Raw genomic sequence first — 21599 nt, 5'->3', positions numbered from 1 at the left:
ATGTCAGCGAGGCCCGTTCTCGACGGCCCGGGTGATCATCTCGATGAGCTCCGGATCGTCGGACGTCCCCGGGACGGGAGCGGCACTCTCGGCCGCACCACCCGTCGGGTCCGTTCGGTCTCCGAGCCTATCCGGCGGCGACGGCTCCCCGCCGGGCTGGGCGCTCTCGGCACCATCGCGGTCGAGTGGTGGCGGGCCATCGACCTTGTGCAACCACAAGAAGTACTCGACGTTGCCCGAGGGCCCCGGCAACGGACTCGCCACCACGCCTCGCGTCTCGAGGCCGAACTGCCGCGCACGCCGGGCCACGGCCGTCACCGCATCGATCCGCTGAGCTGGATCACGGACCACTCCGCCCGAACCGACACGATCCTTGCCCACCTCGAACTGGGGCTTCACCATCGGCAGGAGGTCGCCGCCGATTCTGGTGCAGGCGGACAACGCCGACAGCACCAGCGACAACGATATGAAGGACAGATCCGCGACCACGAGATCGACAGGGCCGCCGATCTGCTCGGGGGTGAGGCGCCGCACATTCGTCCGATCGTGCACGGTGACCCGCGGATCGTTCTGAAGCCGCCAGACCAGCTGGCCGTAGCCGACGTCGACGGCGACCACCTGCGCCACCTCACGGCGCAGCAGCACGTCGGTGAATCCGCCCGTCGATGCGCCGGCGTCGAGGCATCGTCGCCCGCCGATCACCAGCCCCTGGGGCTCGAACTCGTCCAGAGCGCCGAGCAGCTTGTGGGCGCCGCGCGACGCCCAGTCGTCGGACACACTCTCCAGCAGGACGATCGGGGTGTCGCGGCCCACGTTGGTGGCGGGTTTCACCGCCACCACGCCATTGACCTTGACCAGGCCGTCGGCGATCAGCGACCGTGCGTGTTCGCGCGACCGGGCAAGGCCCCGACGGACCAGTTCGGCGTCGAGGCGCGCTCGAGGGGCCACCCGTCAGCAGCCCGTCATCGAGGATCGACGTCTTCCAACGCGGTGGTCAACGCCTCGTGTGCACTCTCGAGCAATTCGGTTTGCCGGGCCAAGGCATCCAGGTCGAAAGTGTCGCCGGCGGCCTGCCGCACCGAATCCACTTCGGAGAGCAGTCTCGAGACCGTGTCGGTGACCGTACCGGGATCGACGCCCTCGGCAGGTTCGGCGTCGCCGGGAACCGGCGACGCTTGCCCGCCCGACGACCGCGGCATCAGATGCGGTCCCGGCCGCGGAGGGCCGGGGACCGGCCCGGTGGACGTCGAGGCGCCGGGCCGGGAACCGTTCGGTTCGTGTTCGTCGCGTACTGGCTCGCCCGGTTCGGTCATGGTGGAACCAACGCTAGCGCACTCGACCGACGCCGACGGACTCCAGGACATCGCGAGCTTCGGTGTCGGAACTGGTCACCGACAACTCTGACGGGTCGAGGGCACCTTCGTCGATCGCGAACCAGACCGCTGCGGCGAGAGCCGGGATGAGGCTTTCGGGCTGCGCAGTGCTGACCCGACGCACCGTCGCAGTCGGGCCATCGAGTTCGACCTGCCAGCCTTCGTGGTCGCCGGCGCGTACCGCGTCCGCATCGTGGTAGAGACCGGTGAGGTCCGAGATCACGTAGGTGGGTCGTTGTTCCGGCGGGGCGACCAGCAGATCCGTCACCGAACTCACCCCTGTCAGAACGAGCACGCTGTCGACACCCACCGAATGCGCGCCCTCGATGTCGGTATCGAGGCGGTCGCCGACCACCAGCGGTCGTGAGGCACGACTACGAGCAATGGCGTCCGCCATCAGCGGCGCGGCCGGTTTGCCCGCGACCAACGGTTGCTGACCGGTGGCATGGGCCACCGCCGCCACCATCGATCCGTTTCCGACCAGTTTTCCGCGTTCCGACGGCAACGTCGCGTCAGTGTTGCAGGCGATCCACAACGCGCCGGCGTTGATCGCCAGTGCGGCCTCGGAGAGTTGAGCCCAGCCGGTGTCGGGTGAGTGTCCCTGGATGACCGCTGCAGGACGGTCATCGGCGCTGCGCGTGACGCCGATTCCCACTTCCCGAACCTCCTGCGCAAGCCCGTCCGTTCCGACCACCAACGCGCGAGAACCCGGTTCGAGATGCTCCGAGAGCAGCCGCGCGGCGGACTGCGCACTGGTGACGACTTGTTCCTCCGTGGCCACAAAGCCGAGGTCGATGAGGTGGGAAACCACCTCCGACGGTCGTCTGCTCGCGTTGTTCGTCACGAAGTACCGTGCTGTCCCGATACTTTCGAGCGTCTCCCGAGCACCGGGCAGAGCCCGCTGACCCGCGAAGACCGTCCCGTCGAGGTCGAGCAGCAACGCGTCATAGCGCGACGCAAGCGAGATGTCGTGGGTGGTGGACTCAACTGCGTCCCCATCCGCGGGAGTTGACACGACGGCCGTCTCCGGCACCTGGTCGGAGACCGGTCCCGGCACCACCGAATCACGACTCGACGGAAAGTCGTCGGGTACGACTCGCTCGGCACTCGGGGAAACCACGTGTCCGTGGTCGACGGCAGCGGACTCCGAGATGACGTCCCCCGCGTCCCGGACCGCGGAGTCAACGGGCGCGTCGACAAGTCCCTCACCGGGCAGGGCCGCGTCGTCGGCGGATACCGGATCGTCGTCGGCGACGTCGTCGGACGTCAGCTCCACGAGACGCAGCTCAGCATCCGTGACGTCGTCGACATCGGCGGACGCCGCATTCATGAACCACGTGATCGACTCGTCGGTGCGGCCGGCAGCATGCAGAGCGGACGCGTACGCGTAATAGAGCCGAGCAGGACCGGTGCCGGATCGGCCGGGCGACAGATCCTCGGATTGCAGGGTGACGACGGCCTTCCCTGCCTCACCGAGGTCGATGCGCGCGCCGGATTCGACGATCCGCATCTCGGTGGCCTCTTCGCCGGTGAGCGCGCGGCCGTCTTCGCTGCGGGCGATCTCCACCGCACGTGCGGGGCGACCGAGGCCGCGCTCGGCGTCGGCGATGAGCGGGAGCAGTGCAGTGTTGCCCGTTATCCGGCGAGCGGCACGCAGTTCGGACAGCGCTTCCTGCCACTCTCCTGCGTTGTACGCGGCGATACCCATGGTCTCTCTGACGAGTCCCACACGGCCGGCCCGTCGCCGCGCCGCCCGGGCGTGTTCGAGCGCGAGCACCGGATCCTCGTCCAGCAGCCGGGTCACCATCACCAGATGACGAGCCACATTCTCGGCGTTCGCCTTGTCGAGGGTCAGCAGATCCCGACGTACCTCGGTGTCGAGGTCAGACGCTGCCACGTCGACCGGTAGCGCCGGTTCGTCGGGCCGGCCGGCCGAACCGGTACCCCTCGTGGGCCGATGGGGGCGCCCTGGTCCCGCATCGCGTCGGCGGGGGCGGTCACGATCACTCATAGCAGCCAATCTATGCCTCGAAGCCAGAAGTTCGGAATCGAATGGTCCTCACGCGCCGATCCAGAAACAGGATAACGACGTCTTACGGTAGACATGGCAACGGCCCCGTATTCAATTCTTTCGAATGAATACGGGGCCGTTACTCGAGTTGTGTTCGGCGGTGTCCTACTCTCCCACACTGATTAGGGTGCAGTACCATTGGCGCTGGAGGGCTTAGCTTCCGGGTTCGGAATGGGACCGGGCGTTTCCCCTCCGCTATGGCCGCCGTAACTTTATGAAACCCACACACAACACTGCTCGGGTTTGTTTAACCACATTTTGTTGTGTGTTGTTTCAGAAGTGTCATAGTGGATGCGAACTCAATTCAAGATGAATGAGTGTTGTTAGTAAGTCCTCGGCCGATTAGTACCAGTCACCTGCATACATTGCTGTACTTCCAGTTCTGGCCTATCAACCCCATGGTCTGTGGGGGGCCTTACCCCTCTAAGGGGGTGAGAAACCTCATCTTGGAACAGGCTTCCCGCTTAGATGCTTTCAGCGGTTATCCCTTCCGAACGTAGCTAACCAGCGGTGCCCTTGGTAGGACAACTGGCACACCAGAGGTTCGTCCGTCCCGGTCCTCTCGTACTAGGGACAGGTTTCCTCAAGTTTCTGACGCGCGCGGCGGATAGAGACCGAACTGTCTCACGACGTTCTAAACCCAGCTCGCGTGCCGCTTTAATGGGCGAACAGCCCAACCCTTGGGACCTACTCCAGCCCCAGGATGCGACGAGCCGACATCGAGGTGCCAAACCATCCCGTCGATATGGACTCTTGGGGAAGATCAGCCTGTTATCCCCGGGGTACCTTTTATCCGTTGAGCGACACCGCTTCCACTTGCCGGTGCCGGATCACTAGTCCCGACTTTCGTCCCTGCTCGACATGTACGTCTCACAGTCAAGCTCCCTTGTGCACTTACACTCAACACCTGATTGCCAACCAGGCTGAGGGAACCTTTGGGCGCCTCCGTTACATTTTGGGAGGCAACCGCCCCAGTTAAACTACCCACCAGGCACTGTCCCTGAACCCGATCAGGGTCCGAGGTTAGAAGTCCAATACGATCAGAGTGGTATTTCAACAACGACTCCACCCACACTAGCGTGCGGGTTTCACAGTCTCCCACCTATCCTACACAAACCGAACCGAACACCAATACCAAGCTATAGTGAAGGTCCCGGGGTCTTTTCGTCCTGCCGCGCGTAACGAGCATCTTTACTCGTACTGCAATTTCGCCGAGTCTGTGGTTGAGACAGCAGAGAAGTCGTTACGCCATTCGTGCAGGTCGGAACTTACCCGACAAGGAATTTCGCTACCTTAGGATGGTTATAGTTACCACCGCCGTTTACTGGGGCTTAAATTCTCAGCTTCGCACCCCGAAGGGCACTAACCGGTCCTCTTAACCTTCCAGCACCGGGCAGGCGTCAGTCCGTATACATCGTCTTACGACTTCGCACGGACCTGTGTTTTTAGTAAACAGTCGCTTCTCTCTGGTCTCTGCGACCACACCCAGCTCACAGAGTAAATCTGATCACCAGACATGGTCCCCCTTCTCCCGAAGTTACGGGGGCATTTTGCCGAGTTCCTTAACCACAGTTCTCTCGATCGCCTTAGTATTCTCTACCTGACCACCTGTGTTGGTTTGGGGTACGGGCCGTGTACCAACTCGCTAGAGGCTTTTCTCGGCAGCATAGGATCATGGAATTCGCCTCAACGGCTACGCATCACCTCTCAGACACATGCTGTGCGGATTTACCTACACAACGTCCTACAGGCTTACACCAGTATTACCACTGACTGGCCCCACTACCTTCCTGCGTCACCCCATCGCTTGCCTACTACCAGCCAAGGTCCCATGCAGCCGGCTCACGTTTCCCGAAGGAAATCGATCACCATTTGGATGGTTAGTACAGCTGATTCAGCATGGACGCGGATACACGGGTACGGGAATATCAACCCGTTGTCCATCGACTACGCCTGTCGGCCTCGCCTTAGGTCCCGACTCACCCTGGGCGGATTAGCCTGGCCCAGGAACCCTTGGTCATCCGGCGGCAGAGTTTCTCACTCTGCTTTCGCTACTCATGCCTGCATTCTCACTCCCACACCCTCCACACCTAGCTCACGCCGGTGCTTCCAGGGATGCAGGACGCTCCCCTACCCACCCCACCCACTACACAACCCTCCGTAGAAGATTGCGGATGTCATGGTGGAGTGCCGCGGCTTCGGCGGTGTACTTGAGCCCCGCTACATTGTCGGCGCAGGATCACTTGACCAGTGAGCTATTACGCACTCTTTCAAGGGTGGCTGCTTCTAAGCCAACCTCCTGGTTGTCTCTGCGATCCCACATCCTTTTCCACTTAGTACACGCTTAGGGGCCTTAGCCGGCGATCTGGGCTGTTTCCCTCTCGACTACGAACCTTATCGCCCGCAGTCTCACTGCCACACTCTCACTTACCGGCATTCGGAGTTTGGCTGACGTCAGTAACCTGATAGGGCCCATCGGCCATCCAGTAGCTCTACCTCCGGTAAGAAACATGCAACGCTGCACCTAAATGCATTTCGGGGAGAACCAGCTATCACGGAGTTTGATTGGCCTTTCACCCCTACCCACAGCTCATCCCCTCAGTTTTCAACCTAAGTGGGTTCGGGCCTCCACGACGTCTTACCGACGCTTCACCCTGGCCATGGGTAGATCACTCCGCTTCGGGTCTAGACCCGGCGACTCCACGCCCTATTCAGACTCGCTTTCGCTACGGCTACCCCACACGGGTTAACCTTGCCACCGAGCACTAACTCGCAGGCTCATTCTTCAAAAGGCACGCCATCACCCACCCACCGAAATGGCGCAGGCTTTGACGGATTGTAAGCGTCCGGTTTCAGGTACTATTTCACTCCCCTCCCGGGGTACTTTTCACCTTTCCCTCACGGTACTTGTCCGCTATCGGTCACCAGGAAGTATTCAGGCTTACCGGGTGGTCCCGGCAGATTCACAGCAGATTCCACGAGCCCGCTGCTACTTGGGCATCCATCAAGCAAGACCACATGTTTTCAGCTACCGGACTCTCACCGTCTACGGCAGACCATTCCAGGCCACTTCACCTAACACGCAGTTTTATCACTCACCCCCAGCACGGCAGCACTGAGAAGATGAACCCCACAACCCCACACACACAACCCCTGCCAGGTATCACATGCGCATGGTTTAGCCTCCTCCGCTTTCGCTCGCCACTACTCACGGAATCACAATTGTTTTCTCTTCCTATGGGTACTGAGATGTTTCACTTCCCCACGTTCCCTCCACACCCGCTATACATTCACAGGTGGGTAACACGACATCACTCGTGCTGGGTTTCCCCATTCGGACACCCTCGGATCACAGCTCGTTTGACAACTCCCCGAGGACTATCGCGGCCTACCACGTCCTTCATCGGCTCCTGGTGCCAAGGCATCCACCGAACGCCCTTAAACACTTACAACAACACCTACAAACCACCCCCACACCACCAACCCACCCCACAAGGGCAGACCAGCCAGCGAGGATCGAATGTAGACATCACCTCAAAAATCTCACATTCAACCACAAACACCGAAGTGTTCATGACAAATAAAGATGCTCGCATCCACTATGCACTTCTCAAACAACACACACCCACACCCGGCCACCCCTCCAGCCCCCACCACAGGAACCATCAACAGAACAACCCGCAACATGAGCAGAGACAACACCATGTGTTCCCTCAGAACCCCGATAGTGTGCTGATAACACGCCGACCTCACGACCGACGACCACCCAACAACCAACCACAACGGCCGGCCACCAAGCTGTCTGATGTTTCACCCTCGAACACACACACGCCGCAGAACAGACGCCCACGAAACATGTGATGTTGTGTGCTCCTTAGAAAGGAGGTGATCCAGCCGCACCTTCCGGTACGGCTACCTTGTTACGACTTCGTCCCAATCGCCGATCCCACCTTCGACGGCTCCCTCCACAAGGGTTAGGCCACCGGCTTCGGGTGTTACCGACTTTCATGACGTGACGGGCGGTGTGTACAAGGCCCGGGAACGTATTCACCGCAGCGTTGCTGATCTGCGATTACTAGCGACTCCGACTTCATGGGGTCGAGTTGCAGACCCCAATCCGAACTGAGACTGGCTTTAAGGGATTCGCTCCACCTCACGGTCTCGCAGCCCTCTGTACCAGCCATTGTAGCATGTGTGAAGCCCTGGACATAAGGGGCATGATGACTTGACGTCATCCCCACCTTCCTCCGAGTTGACCCCGGCAGTCTCCTGCAAGTCCCCGGCATAACCCGCTGGCAATACAGGACAAGGGTTGCGCTCGTTGCGGGACTTAACCCAACATCTCACGACACGAGCTGACGACAGCCATGCACCACCTGTACACCAACCACAAGGGAACGACTATCTCTAGCCGCGTCTGGTGTATGTCAAACCCAGGTAAGGTTCTTCGCGTTGCATCGAATTAATCCACATGCTCCGCCGCTTGTGCGGGCCCCCGTCAATTCCTTTGAGTTTTAGCCTTGCGGCCGTACTCCCCAGGCGGGGTACTTAATGCGTTAGCTACGGCACGGATCCCGTGAAAAGGAACCCACACCTAGTACCCACCGTTTACGGCGTGGACTACCAGGGTATCTAATCCTGTTCGCTACCCACGCTTTCGCTCCTCAGCGTCAGTTACTACCCAGAGACCCGCCTTCGCCACCGGTGTTCCTCCTGATATCTGCGCATTTCACCGCTACACCAGGAATTCCAGTCTCCCCTGTAGTACTCAAGTCTGCCCGTATCGCCTGCACGCCTACAATTGAGTTGCAGAATTTCACAGACGACGCGACAAACCGCCTACGAGCTCTTTACGCCCAGTAATTCCGGACAACGCTCGCACCCTACGTATTACCGCGGCTGCTGGCACGTAGTTGGCCGGTGCTTCTTCTCCAGGTACCGTCACTCACGCTTCGTCCCTGGTGAAAGAGGTTTACAACCCGAAGGCCGTCATCCCTCACGCGGCGTCGCTGCATCAGGCTTCCGCCCATTGTGCAATATTCCCCACTGCTGCCTCCCGTAGGAGTCTGGGCCGTGTCTCAGTCCCAGTGTGGCCGATCACCCTCTCAGGTCGGCTACCCGTCGTCGCCTTGGTAGGCCATTACCCCACCAACAAGCTGATAGGCCGCGGGCCCATCCCCAACCGCAAAAGCTTTCCACCAGAAGTCATGCAACAACTGGTCATATCCGGTATTAGACCCAGTTTCCCAGGCTTATCCCAAAGTTGGGGGCAGATCACCCACGTGTTACTCACCCGTTCGCCACTCGAGTACCCCCGAAGGGGCCTTTCCGTTCGACTTGCATGTGTTAAGCACGCCGCCAGCGTTCGTCCTGAGCCAGGATCAAACTCTCCATGAAAACCTATCGAAAAACCGGAAACCGGCAATTCAACACAATCTCAGCCAGAGAGACAAAAACCTGACCAAACAAAAACTAGCAACACCCACCCCACAGGGCAGATGCCACAAAAAAAATACATCTCATATCCACAAACATGGACACACGATGCCAAACAAATGGCATCAGACAATTCATCAACACACTATCGAGTTCTCAAAGAACACACACCCACCAGACGCATCCGTTTCCAGATCCGGCTCCGATGAGCCTCCCCAGAGCGCAGCGAACCGCACTCTATGTCCTTGGGAGTGGCCCCGCACAGGTGGCCCGAACCAGTGGCTCGGGCACTTCAGTTTCCCCGGTCCTTGCTGGCCCCGGGGGTCTTGCTCTCTGCGGTGCATCGATTAAGTTACACAGGCGAGAACACAGCGTCAAATCGCCTGGTCAGAGCGATATTCTTGCGCCGGCAAAGCTCTTCTTCCCGCGACGGATGACCAGCCAGGCCCCGTGGAGCAGATCCGAGGGCTCCGGACGCCACTGCGGATCGGTGATCTTCTCGTTGTTCACGTAGGCACCGCCCTCTGCAATGGCACGACGCGCAGCCTTGTTGCTCTCCGACAGTGCGGTGTCGACGAGCAGTTCCACGAGGGTCGGCTGTGTGCCGGCGTAATCGGCCACCTTCGTCTCCCCGACCGCGGCGGCGAGGGTGCCTTCGTCGAGGCCGCCCAGCTCGGCGCGACCGAACAGGGCCTGACTGGCCAGTTCGGCGGCCTCGGTGTGCTGCGCACCGTGGATCAACGTGGTCATCTCGGCGGCCAGTCGCTTCTGCGCCTTCCGCAGGTGCGGGGTCTCCTCGGTGGCACGCTCGAGTTCGGCGATCTCGTCGCGTCCCAGGAAGGTGAACCACTTCAGGTACCGCACGACGTCGGCGTCCGCGGTGTTCACGAAGTACTGGTACCAGGCATAAGGGCTGGTCAGTTCAGGATCCAGCCAGAGACTGCCGCCACCGGTCGACTTGCCGAACTTCTTGCCGTCCGACGACGTGACCAGGGGAACGGTCATCGCGTGCAGACTGGTGCCGTCGACACGTCGGGCCAGGTCGACGCCGCCGACGATGTTCCCCCACTGGTCGGAACCACCGATCTGCAGAGTGCAGCCATGGCGTCGGTGCAACTCGAGGAAGTCGTTCGACTGCAGCAACAGGTAGCTGAACTCGGTGTAACTGATGCCGTCGGCCTCCAGCCGGCGGCGCACTGTCTCCCTGGCCAGCATGACGTTTACCGAAAAATGCTTGCCGACGTCGCGCAGGAACTCGATGGCCGACAGTTCGGCCGTCCAGTCCATGTTGTTGACCGTGAGTGCACCGTTCGGGGAGTCGTCGATCCGCACGAAACGGCGGAGCTGCGCATCGATCCGACCGGCCCACTCCGCGACGGTGTTCGCCGTGTTCATCGTTCGTTCGCCCACGTCACGTGGGTCGCCGATCAACCCGGTCGCACCACCCGCGAGCACGATCGGTCGATGTCCGGCCTGCTGGAATCGGCTCAACGTCAGCAGCGGTACGAGGTGTCCGGCGTGCAGACTCGACGCCGTGGGGTCGAATCCCGCATACAGCGTGAGAGGACCGCGGGCCAGTTCCGCGCGGAGCTCATCGAGGTCGGTTGACTGGGCGATCAGCCCACGCCACTCGAGTTCTTCGAGAATGTCGGTGGTCGGGCGGTCAGACGTCTCGGTGGTCACCCTTCGATCTTGTCATCCAGGGTCGAGATGGTGTCGCCCACCTGCGGGGAGAGCTACTCGGGGCGCGGCTCCGACGCGGTGAACGCGGTGTGTTCTGCTTCGTCGACTTCGCGGGCCTCGTCGGCCAGCATCACCGGGATGCCATCGGAATCGATCCGGTAGGCCACCCTCAATCGCGGGTTGTAGAGCTCGTCACCGGCATCGAGCAACGGCCCATGATCTTGCGGGCACACCAGCCGCTCACGCGTGATCGGGTCGATGGCTTCCGCACGTGAGGTCACGTCTGCTCCCACTTTCTCTGTCTCCTGCCGGACCCGAAGGGTTCGACCTGCCACTCTAGCCTCTTCACATGCTGGCTGCGGGCCGGTCCCAGAAGGTCGGGCAACGCCGCAGGATCACGCCCAATTGGCTTCTTCTGCAACGTTTCTGGTGTACCGCCGATAACGACCGTCGGTGTCGCGGTACCAGACCCGCGCACCGGGCCGGGGCAAGCCCATACTCTCCAGCCGGGCGGCGAGCGGCCGACACGAATCGGATACCGCGATCTCGTCGACCACCCAGATCAGATGGGGGCGTTGCTCGGCCGGCAGACCGCCGAGACCGATGCGCAGAGCCGAGACGGTCAGGGATTCGGGCTTGTCCCCGCGACGACGCGTGGTGACCGCAGCGACCGCGATCTCGCGACCCGGTTCGCCGATGCCGTACACGACAACCTGGTCGACACCGCGGACCTGCGACAACGCGAACTCGATGGGCGGAATGTAGATCGGTCCCGCGGCGCTCCGGATAACCGATTCGACCGATCCGAAGAACCAGAGATCGCCGTTGGCATCCCGCTGGAACAGATGACCCGACACCTCCCAGCGGTCGCGCTCGGCGAACACATCACGCAGCACCGTCGACGACGTCTCGAACCGCTGACGCGCCTTGGCCATCAACAACCCGACCTCGCCGACTGCGGCCTTCTCGACAAACCCGGACTCGTCGATCACGAGCCGTCCGCTGGTGACGTCGAACGCCGCGACCTCGACGGGATTCGTCTCCGGGAGCGCCTGCCCCATGGATCCCACCTTGTCCCCGGACACGTTTGCCAAGATGGCGGACCCGTCGGCGGTCGCGAAGAACTCGAGCACCCGCGCTCGGGGAAACATTCGAGTACCTCCGCCCAGAGACCCGACGGCATACCCGACCCCATGAACAGGCGGATCGGGTTGTACTGGTTGATCTGGAAACCCTCCGACCGGACCACCTGTCGCAGCATCGACCACGTGTACGAAACGACGGTGACACCGTAGCGATGCACTTCGGCCGCAAACGTCTCGGCGTCGACCCGGTCCGACAGCGCGATACGGGACCTGCCGACGACGGTGGCGCCCAGCGTTGTCAGCAGGCCGGATGCGTGGTGAAGCGGCGGCAGGCAGTAGACGGTGTCTCGGTCGGTCAGTCCTGCGGCCGAGGCGGCACCGAAGGCCGACATCGCGAAACGGTGATTGGTGACCGGCCACGGGGCAAGCTTGCCGCCCGCGCGGGTGAAAAGGATGAACGCGAGATCGCCGGCCAACCCGGGATCGCGTCGATACCAGGTCGGTATCGCCACGTCGTCAGGATTGATCTGCTCCATGTCGATGATTGTCCGGCCGTCGGCGGAGTTGATCGCACGCGCGTCGGCACTGCCGCCACCGAGCACCAGCACGCGATCGGTGTGCTTGGCCGCGGCGTCGAGGTGAGTCGGGTCGGTGATCACGATCGAGCATTCGCTGAGGCGGAGCATCTCGGAGATGTCGCCGTCGGCGGCCAGCAGAACCGCGACCGCGCCCAGTCGCGACAGTGCCGCGACCACGACGAGGGCACTCGGTCGAGTGTCCATGAGCACGCCGACGTGCACACCTGGCCGGACACCGCAGTCGATCAGGCCGGCGACCACGTTGTCGATGCGCGTGTTGACCTGGGCGTGAGTCAGGACGCGATTCTCGAACAGGAACAACTCGCTCGCAGCCGAACGCTTGCAGTTCTCCGACATCAACTTGCCCAGCGATATCCGCGTGCCCGACTGGATCTGTCCCAGCCGCAACAGCCGGGGAACGGTGCGGACCGATTCCTGCGCCACCGCCCGTGAGGTCCGCTGCAGGGAGTTCGCGAATGCCATCAACTCGCGGGAGACGCCCGCGCCCGCGTCGGTGACCGAACCGAGTCCATGGGTGATCCGGGACGAGATGCTGACCCCGGTGCCGTTCGGGTCGAAGTTCTCGGACATCTCCTCGACCAGCGGCGGACGATCACCCTTGCCGGACTGCCACAACACCCACTCCGATGTGGTCGGCCAGGTGTGCCCCCCGGCTTTGCTGCCGACCACCAGCCCGAAATGCCCTACCGGGACGCGAGATTCGTACACATCGGCCACCGGCGCGGCACGGGCGATCCCCCGAACGGCGAGCGGTTGGCCGATGTCGTCGGCCTCGCCGATGAAAGCCAGTATCGGACAAGTGATCTCGGTCAATGTGACGAGGTCACCGTTGATCACGAAGCCACCGGACATCATCCGGTTGTGCACCACGAACTGGCGCAGGAGCTCGGCGACGGCCGGGCCGGACCAGGCCACCCATCCCTCCGCCTCGATGAACCGCCGCTGGTCTTCGCGCGGCAGCAGCGCGTCCCTGTCATGGAGTTTGCGCAGAAAGTCCACCCGACTGCGTGCGGTCTTCACCGGGTCGACGAGTTGGAAGCCCGCACGCGCCATCCACCCCGGCACCCACAATCGGTTGAACACCTTGTCGGCGAGCAATTCCGCACCCGGAACCACGAGGTTTGCCGGGAGTCCGAGAGGAAGCGCGGCCAGCACGTCGACCGGGCTGCCGAAGGTGATCAGGCTCGCGATTCCGGCGGACCGCCGGTAGGCGGCGGTCTGATAGGCGAACATCCCGCCCTGCGAATAACCGGCGAGATGGACATCTCGTCCGGTTCCCTCGATGATCAGATCGATCGCCCTGCTGACCGCCACCACGTGATCGGCCAGGTTGCGCTCCATCCCGCCTTCTTCGGAATCGGGCGACCCGAAATCGATGACCCAGGGGGTTATCCCGTTTCGATGCAGGATGGACACCGCGCCGTTCAGGTCGGTGACGTCATAGACGTTCGCCGACACCATCATCGGCGGGACGAGAACGATCTGTGGACCATCCATGGGGGTACCCGGGAAGTAGCGGCGCAGCCGGAACATCTTCTCGGTCTCCACCACGGCATACGGCGCAGGCTCGGTACCGGTGTCGAAACCGCCGAATCGCAGCACCTCGAGGCCGTTCTGGGCGGTCGCGAGGACCCGGTCGACCGCCGCCCCGATCTCGGGCAACGCAGGCAGACCCACCATCGCGACATCCCTCCCATCCGTCGAGTGATACAAGATCAGGTGATGCGTGTCACTGTACCGACGTCCCCGCGCGCGGTGTCATGAGCGCGCCGGTGCGCCGCCGGAACTCAGTCCGACCAGCGGTCCCGCTGTCTGCGCACCTGTGCCTGTAGGTCAGAGAGCTGACGGTCGACGGCGACCGACGCGGTCCCGCCGTGCGCACTGCGCGACTCGATCGACCCTCGCACCGTCAGCACGTCGCGCACCTCGGGGCGCAGGTCCGGGCTGATCGATGCCAGCGTCTCGTCGTCGAGTTCGGCGAGCCCCACGCCGCGCTCTTCGGCCGCACGCACGCTCGCGCCTGCCACCTCATGCGCCACCCGAAATGGAACTCCTTGACGGACAAGCCATTCCGCGATATCTGTGGCAAGCGTGAACCCGGCCGGCGCCAGTTCCGCCATGCGGTCCTCATGGAACTCGAGTGTGGCGATGAGTCCGGTGATCGCGGGCAACAGCAATTCCAGTTGCGCCACCGAGTCGAAGACCGGCTCCTTGTCCTCCTGCAGATCGCGGTTGTACGCGAGCGGTTGCGCTTTGAGAGTCGCCATCAACCCCGTCAGGTTGCCGATCAGACGCCCCGACTTGCCGCGCATCAGTTCGGCGACATCGGGGTTCTTCTTCTGCGGCATGATCGAACTCCCTGTCGACCAGGCGTCGGCCAGGGTCACGTAGCCGTACTCCGGCGTGCTCCAGAGGATGATCTCCTCGGAGAGGCGCGAGAGGTCGACGCCGATCATGGCAAGGACAAATGCTCCTTCGGCCGCGAAATCGCGTGCCGACGTCGCATCTATCGAGTTCTCGGCCGGACGGTCGAATCCCAGATCGGCGGCGATCGCGGCCGGATCCAAACCCAGCGACGATCCGGCAAGCGCGCCGGAGCCGTACGGCGACACCGCCGTACGACGATCGGCGTCGGCGAGGCGGTCGACATCGCGCATCAGCGGGTGCGCATGCGCGAGGAGGTGATGGGCGAGCAGCACCGGCTGTGCGGCCTGCAGGTGCGTCTTGCCCGGCATCACCGCGTCCGGATGCGCCTGCGCCTGCCCGATGAGCGCATCGACGACATCGAGGAGTCCCGCGGCCACGCGACCCATGGCCGCGCGCAACCACATCCGGAACAGGGTGGCGACCTGATCGTTGCGCGACCGTCCGGCCCGGAGCCGCCCCCCGAGTTCCGGTCCCACGCGCTCGATCAGACCGCGTTCGAGTGCACCGTGGACATCTTCGTCGGAGTCGGCAGGACCGAACGAACCGTCCGCCACATCCGCGGACAGCTGCGACAGACCGTCGAGCATGGCCACGAGATCGTCGTCGGTGAGCAACCCCGCACGATTGAGCACCCGAGCATGCGCCTTCGACGCCTCGACGTCGAAAGGTGCCAGGGCCCAGTCAAAATGCGTCGATTTGCTCAGCGCGGCCATGGCCTCGGCCGGACCGCCGGCAAAACGTCCGCCCCAGAGCGATCCCTCGTTGGTGCCGCCGGAGGCGGGCCGATCAGCGCCGTTGCTCACAGATCGAGATCCCGCTTCGCCGCGATCTTCGACGACAGCCCGTGCAGCTCGACGAATCCGCGCGCGGCGGACTGATCGAAACTGTCGCCCTCGTCGTAGGTCGCGAGGTTGAAGTCATAGAGCGACTCCGGACTGCGGCGGCCGGTGACCGCGATGTGCCCGCCGTGCAGGACCAGGCGGATGTCGCCGGTCACGTGGTCCTGGGTCGACTCGACGAACGCCTCGAGCGAGCGCCGCAGCGGCGAGAACCACAATCCGTCGTAGACCTGCTCGGCCCACTTCTGGTCGGTGAGCCGCTTGTACCGGCCGAGTTCACGTTCGAGTGTCACGTGCTCGAGTTCCTCGTGTGCGCGGATGAGCACCATCGCGCCGGGGGCCTCGTAGACCTCGCGGCTCTTGATGCCGACCAGCCGGTCCTCGACGACGTCGAGCCGGCCGACGCCCTGCGCACCGGCGCGCCGGTTCAGTTCCACGATCGCCTCGAGGACGCTCACCGGTCGGCCGTCGATGGCGATCGGGCGTCCCTTGTCGAAGGAGATGATGACCTCGTCGGGCGACTGCCAGTTGATCGTCGGATCCTCGGTGTAGCTGTAGACGTCCTTGGTCGGCGCGTTCCACAGATCCTCGAGGAACCCCGTCTCCACGGCGCGGCCCCACACATTCTGATCGATGGAGAACGGCGACTTCTTGGTGACGTTGATCGGGATGTCGTTCTCCTCGGCGAACCTGATCGCCTTCTCTCGCGTCCACGCGTAATCGCGGACCGGCGCCAGAACCTCGAGATCTGGTGCGAGCGAGGCGAAACCGACCTCGAACCGCACCTGGTCGTTGCCCTTACCGGTGCAGCCGTGCGCGACGACGGTGCCGCCGTGGTCGCGAGCGGCGGTCACCAGATGTTTGGCGATCAACGGCCGCGAGATCGCCGACACCAGCGGATACCGGTCCATGTAGAGCGCGTTGGAGGTGATCGCGGGGAGGCAGTACTCGTCCGCGAACTCGTCGCGGGCGTCGACCACCACGGCCTCCACCGCCCCGCAGTCCAGCGCTCGCTGGCGCACCACGTCCATGTCCTCGCCGCCTTGGCCGAGGTCGAGGGCGACGGCAACCACCTCCTTGCCGGTCTCCTTGCCGATCCAGCTGATCGCAACCGAGGTGTCCAGTCCGCCCGAGTACGCGAGTACGACGCGTTCCGCCATGATTCTCTCCTGTAGTTCCTGCGCACCCGCGGCGCATTCGCGTGCCGACTGCGGTGCCTTGTGATTGATTGTGTCTGAAAGGCCGAGCTGTGGGGCCACGTGGTGTTACACGAGGCCCTCGATTCGTCGGGACAACTCGGCGCCGTCGATCGGTTCACGCGCGACCACGAAGATGGTGTCGTCGCCTGCGATGGTGCCGACCACGTCCGGGAGACTGGCCCGATCCATGGCGCTGGCCAGGTAGTGGGCCGCGCCCGGCGGCGTCCGCAGGACGGCCAGGTTGCCACTGCTGTCGGTCGAGACCAGCAGTTCCGAGAGCAGTCGCGAGAGACGGTCGGTGCCGCCGAACACACCGCGGACGGGCGAACCGTCTTCGGGCACCACGTACACACCGGCCCCGCCGTCTGCCGCTCGTAGCTTCACCGCACCGAGTTCGTCGAGGTCGCGCGACAACGTCGCCTGTGTCGCGTCGATCCCCGCGTCGGCGAGAAGGTGCTGCAACCCCGACTGGCTGCGCACCTGATGAGTCGACAGGATGTCGATGATGCGCGCGTGCCGGCCCGCCTTGGTGGCGGCGAGCCTTGTCTCGCCTTCCCCGGAGGCCGGTGGGGTGGATCTACCGGTGGCGGTCATTGCTGCTCCAACAACCAGATGAGCAGTGCCTTCTGCGCGTGCAGGCGGTTCTCGGCTTCGTCGAGAACCACACTGGCGGGGCCGTCGAGCACGTCGTCGGTGATTTCCTCGCCGCGGTGCGCGGGCAGGCAATGCAGCACGATGGCCGCCGGGTCCGCGTGCCCGAGCAACCCGTCGTTGATCTGATACGGGACGAACGGCGCGTGCCGATCCTTGCCGTCGCTCTCCTGCCCCATCGAGGTCCACGTGTCGGTGACCAGGACATCGGCGCCGGTCACCGCCTCGACCGGGTCGGTCACGATCCGCACCGATCCGCCGGTGAGTGCCGCGCGCCGTGTCGCCGCCGCGACGACGCCGGCGTCCGGTTCGAAGCCGGCGGGGGCACTGATGGTGACATGCATGCCCGCTGTGACACCGCCGAGCGCGAGTGAATGTGCCATGTTGTTCGCACCGTCGCCGAGGTAGGTCATCGACAACCCCGCCGTCGTCCCCTTGTGTTCGATGATCGTCTGCAGATCTGCGAGCACCTGGCACGGGTGGAAGGTGTCGGACAAGGCGTTCACGACCGGGATGGTTGCCGAGGACGTCATCGCCTCGAGACGATCCTGACCGAAGGTTCGCCAGACCACTGCGTCGACGAACCGCGACAGCACGCGACCGGTGTCCTCGATGGTCTCGTCGCGGCCGAGCTGTGTGGTGGTGCCGTCGACGACGACCGCGTGCCCGCCCATCTGTGCGATACCCATCTCGAAGGAGAACCTCGTGCGGGTCGAGTTCTTGTCGAAGATGACCCCGACGCCGCGCGGGCCCTCGAGCGGACGGCGTGTGAACGGCTCGGCCTTGACCTCGGCCGCGAGCGCCAACACCTGGGCCTGCTCGTCGGGCGTGAGATCGTCGTCGCGTAAGAAATGACGGGTCATGCGGTCTTCCCCTGCGAATCGTCGGACGGTTGAGACTGTTCGGCGGCCTTGTCGAGGATCGCCGGCAGCGCGGCGACGAAGGCGGCGCCCTGTTCCTCGGTGAGGATCAACGGGGGCGCCAGCCGCAGCACGTCGGGGCCCGGCGCATTGATGAGGAACCCCGCCGCTCGTGCTGCGAGTTCTGTCTTGGCCGCGATGGGACGGTTCAGCACCACGCCGAGCAAGAGGCCGGACCCACGCACGTGCGACACCTCGGGATGTCCGAGGTCCTCGATCCCGGACGCAATCGACTTGCCCAGGGACGCAACGTGGTCGACGAGTCCCTCCTCATCGATCACACGCAGCACGGCCAGAGCCGCCGCGGTGCAGGTCGGATTGCCACCGAATGTGGTGCCGTGCTGACCGGGTTCGAAGAGATCGGCCGCCGGACCCGAAGCGATGCATGCACCGATCGGCAGACCGCCGCCGAGCCCCTTCGCCAAGGTCATCACATCGGGCACGACCCCGGCTGCCTGGTGCGCGAAAAACGAGCCGGTACGGGCGATCCCGGTCTGGACCTCGTCGAAGATCAGCAATGCGCCGCGGTCGGAGGTGATCCGCCGGGCCGCCGCCAGGTATCCGTTCGGCGGCACGACGACACCGCTCTCGCCGAGGATCGGCTCCAGGATGACCGCCGCGGTGTTCTCGGTCACCGCGGCCTCGAGCTCGTCGACGTCGCCGTACGGGACGAAGCGCACACCCGGCGGCATCGGCTCGAAGGGCGCCCGTTTGGCGGGCTGGCCCGTCATCGCGAGCGCACCCATGGTCCGTCCGTGAAACGCGCGCTCGGTGGCGACGATCTCCGGACGTCCGGTACGGCGGGCGAGTTTGAAGGCGGCCTCGTTCGCCTCGGTACCCGAGTTGCAGAAGAACACCCGGCCGGGGTGACCGAACTTGTCCAGCAGTTGCTCGGCGAGTTCGACTGCGGGCGCGCTGATGTAGAGGTTGGAAACATGCCCCAGCGTCTGGAGCTGGGTGGTCACCGCGTCGACGATCGCCGGATGCGCGTGCCCCAGCGAGTTCACCGCGATGCCGCCCAGGAGGTCGAGATATTCCTTGCCGTCCGCGTCGCGGACGACGGCCCCCGACCCACTGGTCAACGCGATCGCCGGCGTGCCGTAATTGTTCATCAATGCGGCCGACCACCGCTGTTGCAATGGCTCGGTCATGATGCGTCCCCTGGGTTGTCGGAGTCGGCGACGACAGTCGTCCCGGTAGAGCTCTCGGTCAGTAGTTGGGCGAGCACCGAATGCGGCACCCGCCCGTCGATCACATGGGCTTGGCGCACACTGCCGTTCACGGCTCGCAGACACGCCTCCATCTTCGGAACCATGCCCGCGTCGAGCGATCCGAGCAGGGCATCGACCTCCGACGTGCTGATCTTCTCGACCAGCGAGGTGCGATCCGGCCAGTCGGTGTAGAGACCTTCCACGTCGGTGAGCATCACCAGGCGCGACGCACCCAGGGCATCGGCGAGTGCACCCGCGGCCGTGTCGGCGTTGATGTTGTGCACCACCCCGTCGCGGTCAGGGGCGATGGTCGAGACCACCGGGATGCGTCCGGCCGCCACCAGGTCGACCACCGCAGAGGTGTTCACCGACGTGATGTCGCCCACCAGGCCGATGTCCGTGGCCACGCCATCGACGAGAACCGTTCTGCGAGAAGCGGTGAAGAGATGTGCGTCCTCGCCGGTGATACCCACCGCGTAGGGCCCGTGGGCATTGATCAGGCCGACCAGTTCCCGCCCGACCTGCCCGAACAGCACCATTCGTGCCACGTCCATCACCTCTGGGGTGGTGACGCGGAACCCGCTCCGGAACTCGCCTTCGAGGCCGAGTCGCTTCAGCATCGCGGAGATCTGCGGACCTCCACCGTGCACGACCACCGGGTGGATCCCGCACGCGCGCAGGAACACCATGTCCGTGGCGAAGGCGCGCTTGAGTTCGTCGTCGATCATCGCGTTGCCGCCGTACTTGACCACCACCGTCGCACCGTGCAGCGACTGCAGCGCCGGAAGTGATTCGGCCAGCACCATTGCCTTGTCGATGGCACTCAGGGACCCGTCTCCCCCGCTGACCGACATCACGACGAGTACGCCGAGTTCTCTTCGACGTACCCGTGCGAGAGATCCGTCGTGCGGATACCGGCAGTGGCCTCGCCGAGCCCGAGATCGATCTGGACGGCGATGTCGGCGCCGGAGAGATCGACGTCACGCGCGCCAGGTGCGCCGCAGCCGTTGACACACACCGAGTTTCCGTTGAACGAGACGGTGATCCGGTCCGGATCGATGGTGACCGGCGCGATACCGACAGCGGCGAGTACACGGCCCCAGTTGGGATCCGAGCCGAAGAGAGCGGTCTTGACGAGCGAATCACGCGCCACGGTCCGGGCGACGGTCACGGCGTCGTCCTCGGTGACCGCGCCACTCACGGTGATCATCACCCTCTTGGTGACGCCCTCGGCGTCGGCCATCAACTGGGCGGCGAGATCGTCACACACGGCGAACACCGCTGCATCGAGGTCATCCTGGTCGACCGGTATCTGGCTGGCTCCCGAGCTCATCAGGAGGACGGTGTCGTTTGTCGAACTCGATCCGTCCACGTCGAGGCGGTCAAGGGTGCGGGCGGTGGCCTTACGCAGCGCCGCGTCGAGCTGCGCCGAGGTGGCCTTGGCGTCGGTGGTCAGGACCACGAGCATCGTCGCCAGAGATGGCGCGAGCATGCCTGCACCCTTGGCCATCGCACCGATGTTCCATCCCTGGGATGGTGTAGTGCAACCTGTTTCGGCACCGTGTCGGTGGTCATGATCGCGTGCGCGGCGTCGGTGCCCCCGGTGAGGCCACCACCCATCTCGTGCACGATCTCGGTCACGCCGGTGAGCACCTTGTCCATGGGCAGCCGATCACCGATTAACCCGGTCGAGCAGACTGCGACCTCGACCGCGCCGGTTTCGGTGCCCCAGTTGCTCAGCGCCTCGGCGACCGCCTCGGCAGTGGCGTGCGTGTCCTGGAAGCCCTCCGGTCCGGTGCACGCGTTGGCGCCACCCGAGTTCAGGATCACCGCGCGCAGGCGGCCGGTGGAGAGGACCTGCCGGCTCCACAGCACTGGCGCGGCCTTGACCTGATTTCGGGTGAAGACGCCTGCGGCCGCGTAGTCGGGTCCCTCGTTGAAGACGAGCGCGAGATCTGCAGCGCCCGATGCCTTGATACCTGCGGCGATTCCCGCGGCGCGGAACCCTAACGGCGCGGTCACGCCCTGATCGCGGACCAATCGCGGCGCGTCCAGCGGCGCACCCGGGGTGATCCGATCGTCGGCCGACGCACTTGATTCCGGTG

General features: G+C 64.0%; 11 protein-coding genes, 3 rRNA genes and 2 pseudogenes. All 16 read right to left on the bottom strand.

Annotated features, from left to right (window positions below; translation table 11 throughout):
• Window positions 1-3: 3 nt before the first annotated feature.
• The 16 genes and pseudogenes from GTV32_RS03105 to argJ all read right to left on the bottom strand — a co-directional run bounded on the left by GTV32_RS03105 (window position 4) and on the right by argJ (window position 21549).
• On the bottom strand, window positions 4-948 hold the full coding sequence (locus tag GTV32_RS03105; RefSeq protein WP_161058897.1) for a TlyA family RNA methyltransferase: 945 nt from the start codon (window positions 946-948) through the stop codon (window positions 4-6).
• Between the two features lie 14 nt (window positions 949-962).
• Window positions 963-1313: a hypothetical protein gene (locus GTV32_RS03100; RefSeq protein WP_343287193.1), complete on the bottom strand. Its 351-nt coding sequence runs from the start codon at window positions 1311-1313 to the stop codon at window positions 963-965.
• A gap of 13 nt (window positions 1314-1326) precedes the next feature.
• Window positions 1327-3384, bottom strand: a complete 2058-nt coding sequence (locus GTV32_RS03095; protein ID WP_161058896.1) for an HAD-IIA family hydrolase — start codon at window positions 3382-3384, stop codon at window positions 1327-1329.
• A gap of 152 nt (window positions 3385-3536) precedes the next feature.
• Window positions 3537-3653, bottom strand: a 5S ribosomal RNA gene (rrf, locus tag GTV32_RS03090).
• A 113-nt stretch (window positions 3654-3766) separates the two neighbouring features.
• Window positions 3767-6896, bottom strand: a 23S ribosomal RNA gene (locus GTV32_RS03085).
• A 426-nt stretch (window positions 6897-7322) separates the two neighbouring features.
• A 16S ribosomal RNA gene (locus GTV32_RS03080) occupies window positions 7323-8841 on the bottom strand.
• The 16S, 23S and 5S rRNA genes sit together here, the layout of an rRNA operon.
• 426 nt (window positions 8842-9267) lie before the next feature.
• A complete protein-coding gene (gene tyrS, locus GTV32_RS03075) occupies window positions 9268-10563 on the bottom strand; it encodes a tyrosine--tRNA ligase (RefSeq protein WP_161058895.1) in 1296 nt (431 codons plus the stop codon).
• 53 nt (window positions 10564-10616) lie between these two features.
• Entirely contained in the window at window positions 10617-10844 is a 228-nt protein-coding gene (locus tag GTV32_RS03070) for a Trm112 family protein (RefSeq protein ID WP_161058894.1), read from the bottom strand.
• A gap of 114 nt (window positions 10845-10958) precedes the next feature.
• Window positions 10959-13927 (bottom strand): annotated as a pseudogene (locus tag GTV32_RS03065) (alpha/beta fold hydrolase).
• Between the two features lie 107 nt (window positions 13928-14034).
• Window positions 14035-15477, bottom strand: a complete 1443-nt coding sequence (gene argH, locus GTV32_RS03060) for an argininosuccinate lyase (RefSeq protein ID WP_161058893.1) — start codon at window positions 15475-15477, stop codon at window positions 14035-14037.
• The gene (locus GTV32_RS03055) at window positions 15474-16673 is read right to left on the bottom strand and encodes an argininosuccinate synthase (RefSeq protein WP_161058892.1); all 1200 of its coding nucleotides are present in this window, start codon (window positions 16671-16673) and stop codon (window positions 15474-15476) included. Before GTV32_RS03055 ends, argH begins: the two co-directional genes overlap by 4 nt.
• A gap of 105 nt (window positions 16674-16778) precedes the next feature.
• Window positions 16779-17306, bottom strand: coding sequence for an arginine repressor (locus GTV32_RS03050; protein WP_161058891.1), 528 nt, complete (start codon window positions 17304-17306; stop codon window positions 16779-16781).
• Complete coding sequence (gene argF / locus GTV32_RS03045; protein ID WP_161058890.1) at window positions 17303-18226, bottom strand: ornithine carbamoyltransferase; 924 nt, start codon at window positions 18224-18226, stop codon at window positions 17303-17305. The genes GTV32_RS03050 and argF overlap by 4 nt, the downstream gene beginning before the upstream one ends.
• Complete coding sequence (locus tag GTV32_RS03040; RefSeq protein ID WP_161058889.1) at window positions 18223-19434, bottom strand: acetylornithine transaminase; 1212 nt, start codon at window positions 19432-19434, stop codon at window positions 18223-18225. Before GTV32_RS03040 ends, argF begins: the two co-directional genes overlap by 4 nt.
• Window positions 19431-20348 carry an acetylglutamate kinase gene (gene argB, locus GTV32_RS03035; RefSeq protein ID WP_161058888.1) on the bottom strand — a complete coding sequence of 306 codons (918 nt, stop codon included), beginning with the start codon at window positions 20346-20348 and terminating at the stop codon, window positions 19431-19433. The genes GTV32_RS03040 and argB overlap by 4 nt, the downstream gene beginning before the upstream one ends.
• A pseudogene (gene argJ / locus GTV32_RS03030) lies at window positions 20348-21549 on the bottom strand (bifunctional glutamate N-acetyltransferase/amino-acid acetyltransferase ArgJ). The gene argB and the pseudogene argJ overlap by 1 nt, the downstream one beginning before the upstream one ends.
• Window positions 21550-21599 lie beyond the last annotated feature (50 nt).

Origin of the sequence: Gordonia sp. SID5947, from assembly GCF_009862785.1 — a bacterium.
In the GTDB taxonomy this organism is placed as follows: Bacteria; Actinomycetota; Actinomycetes; order Mycobacteriales; family Mycobacteriaceae; genus Gordonia.
This window is presented reverse-complemented; position numbering and strand designations above follow the sequence as displayed.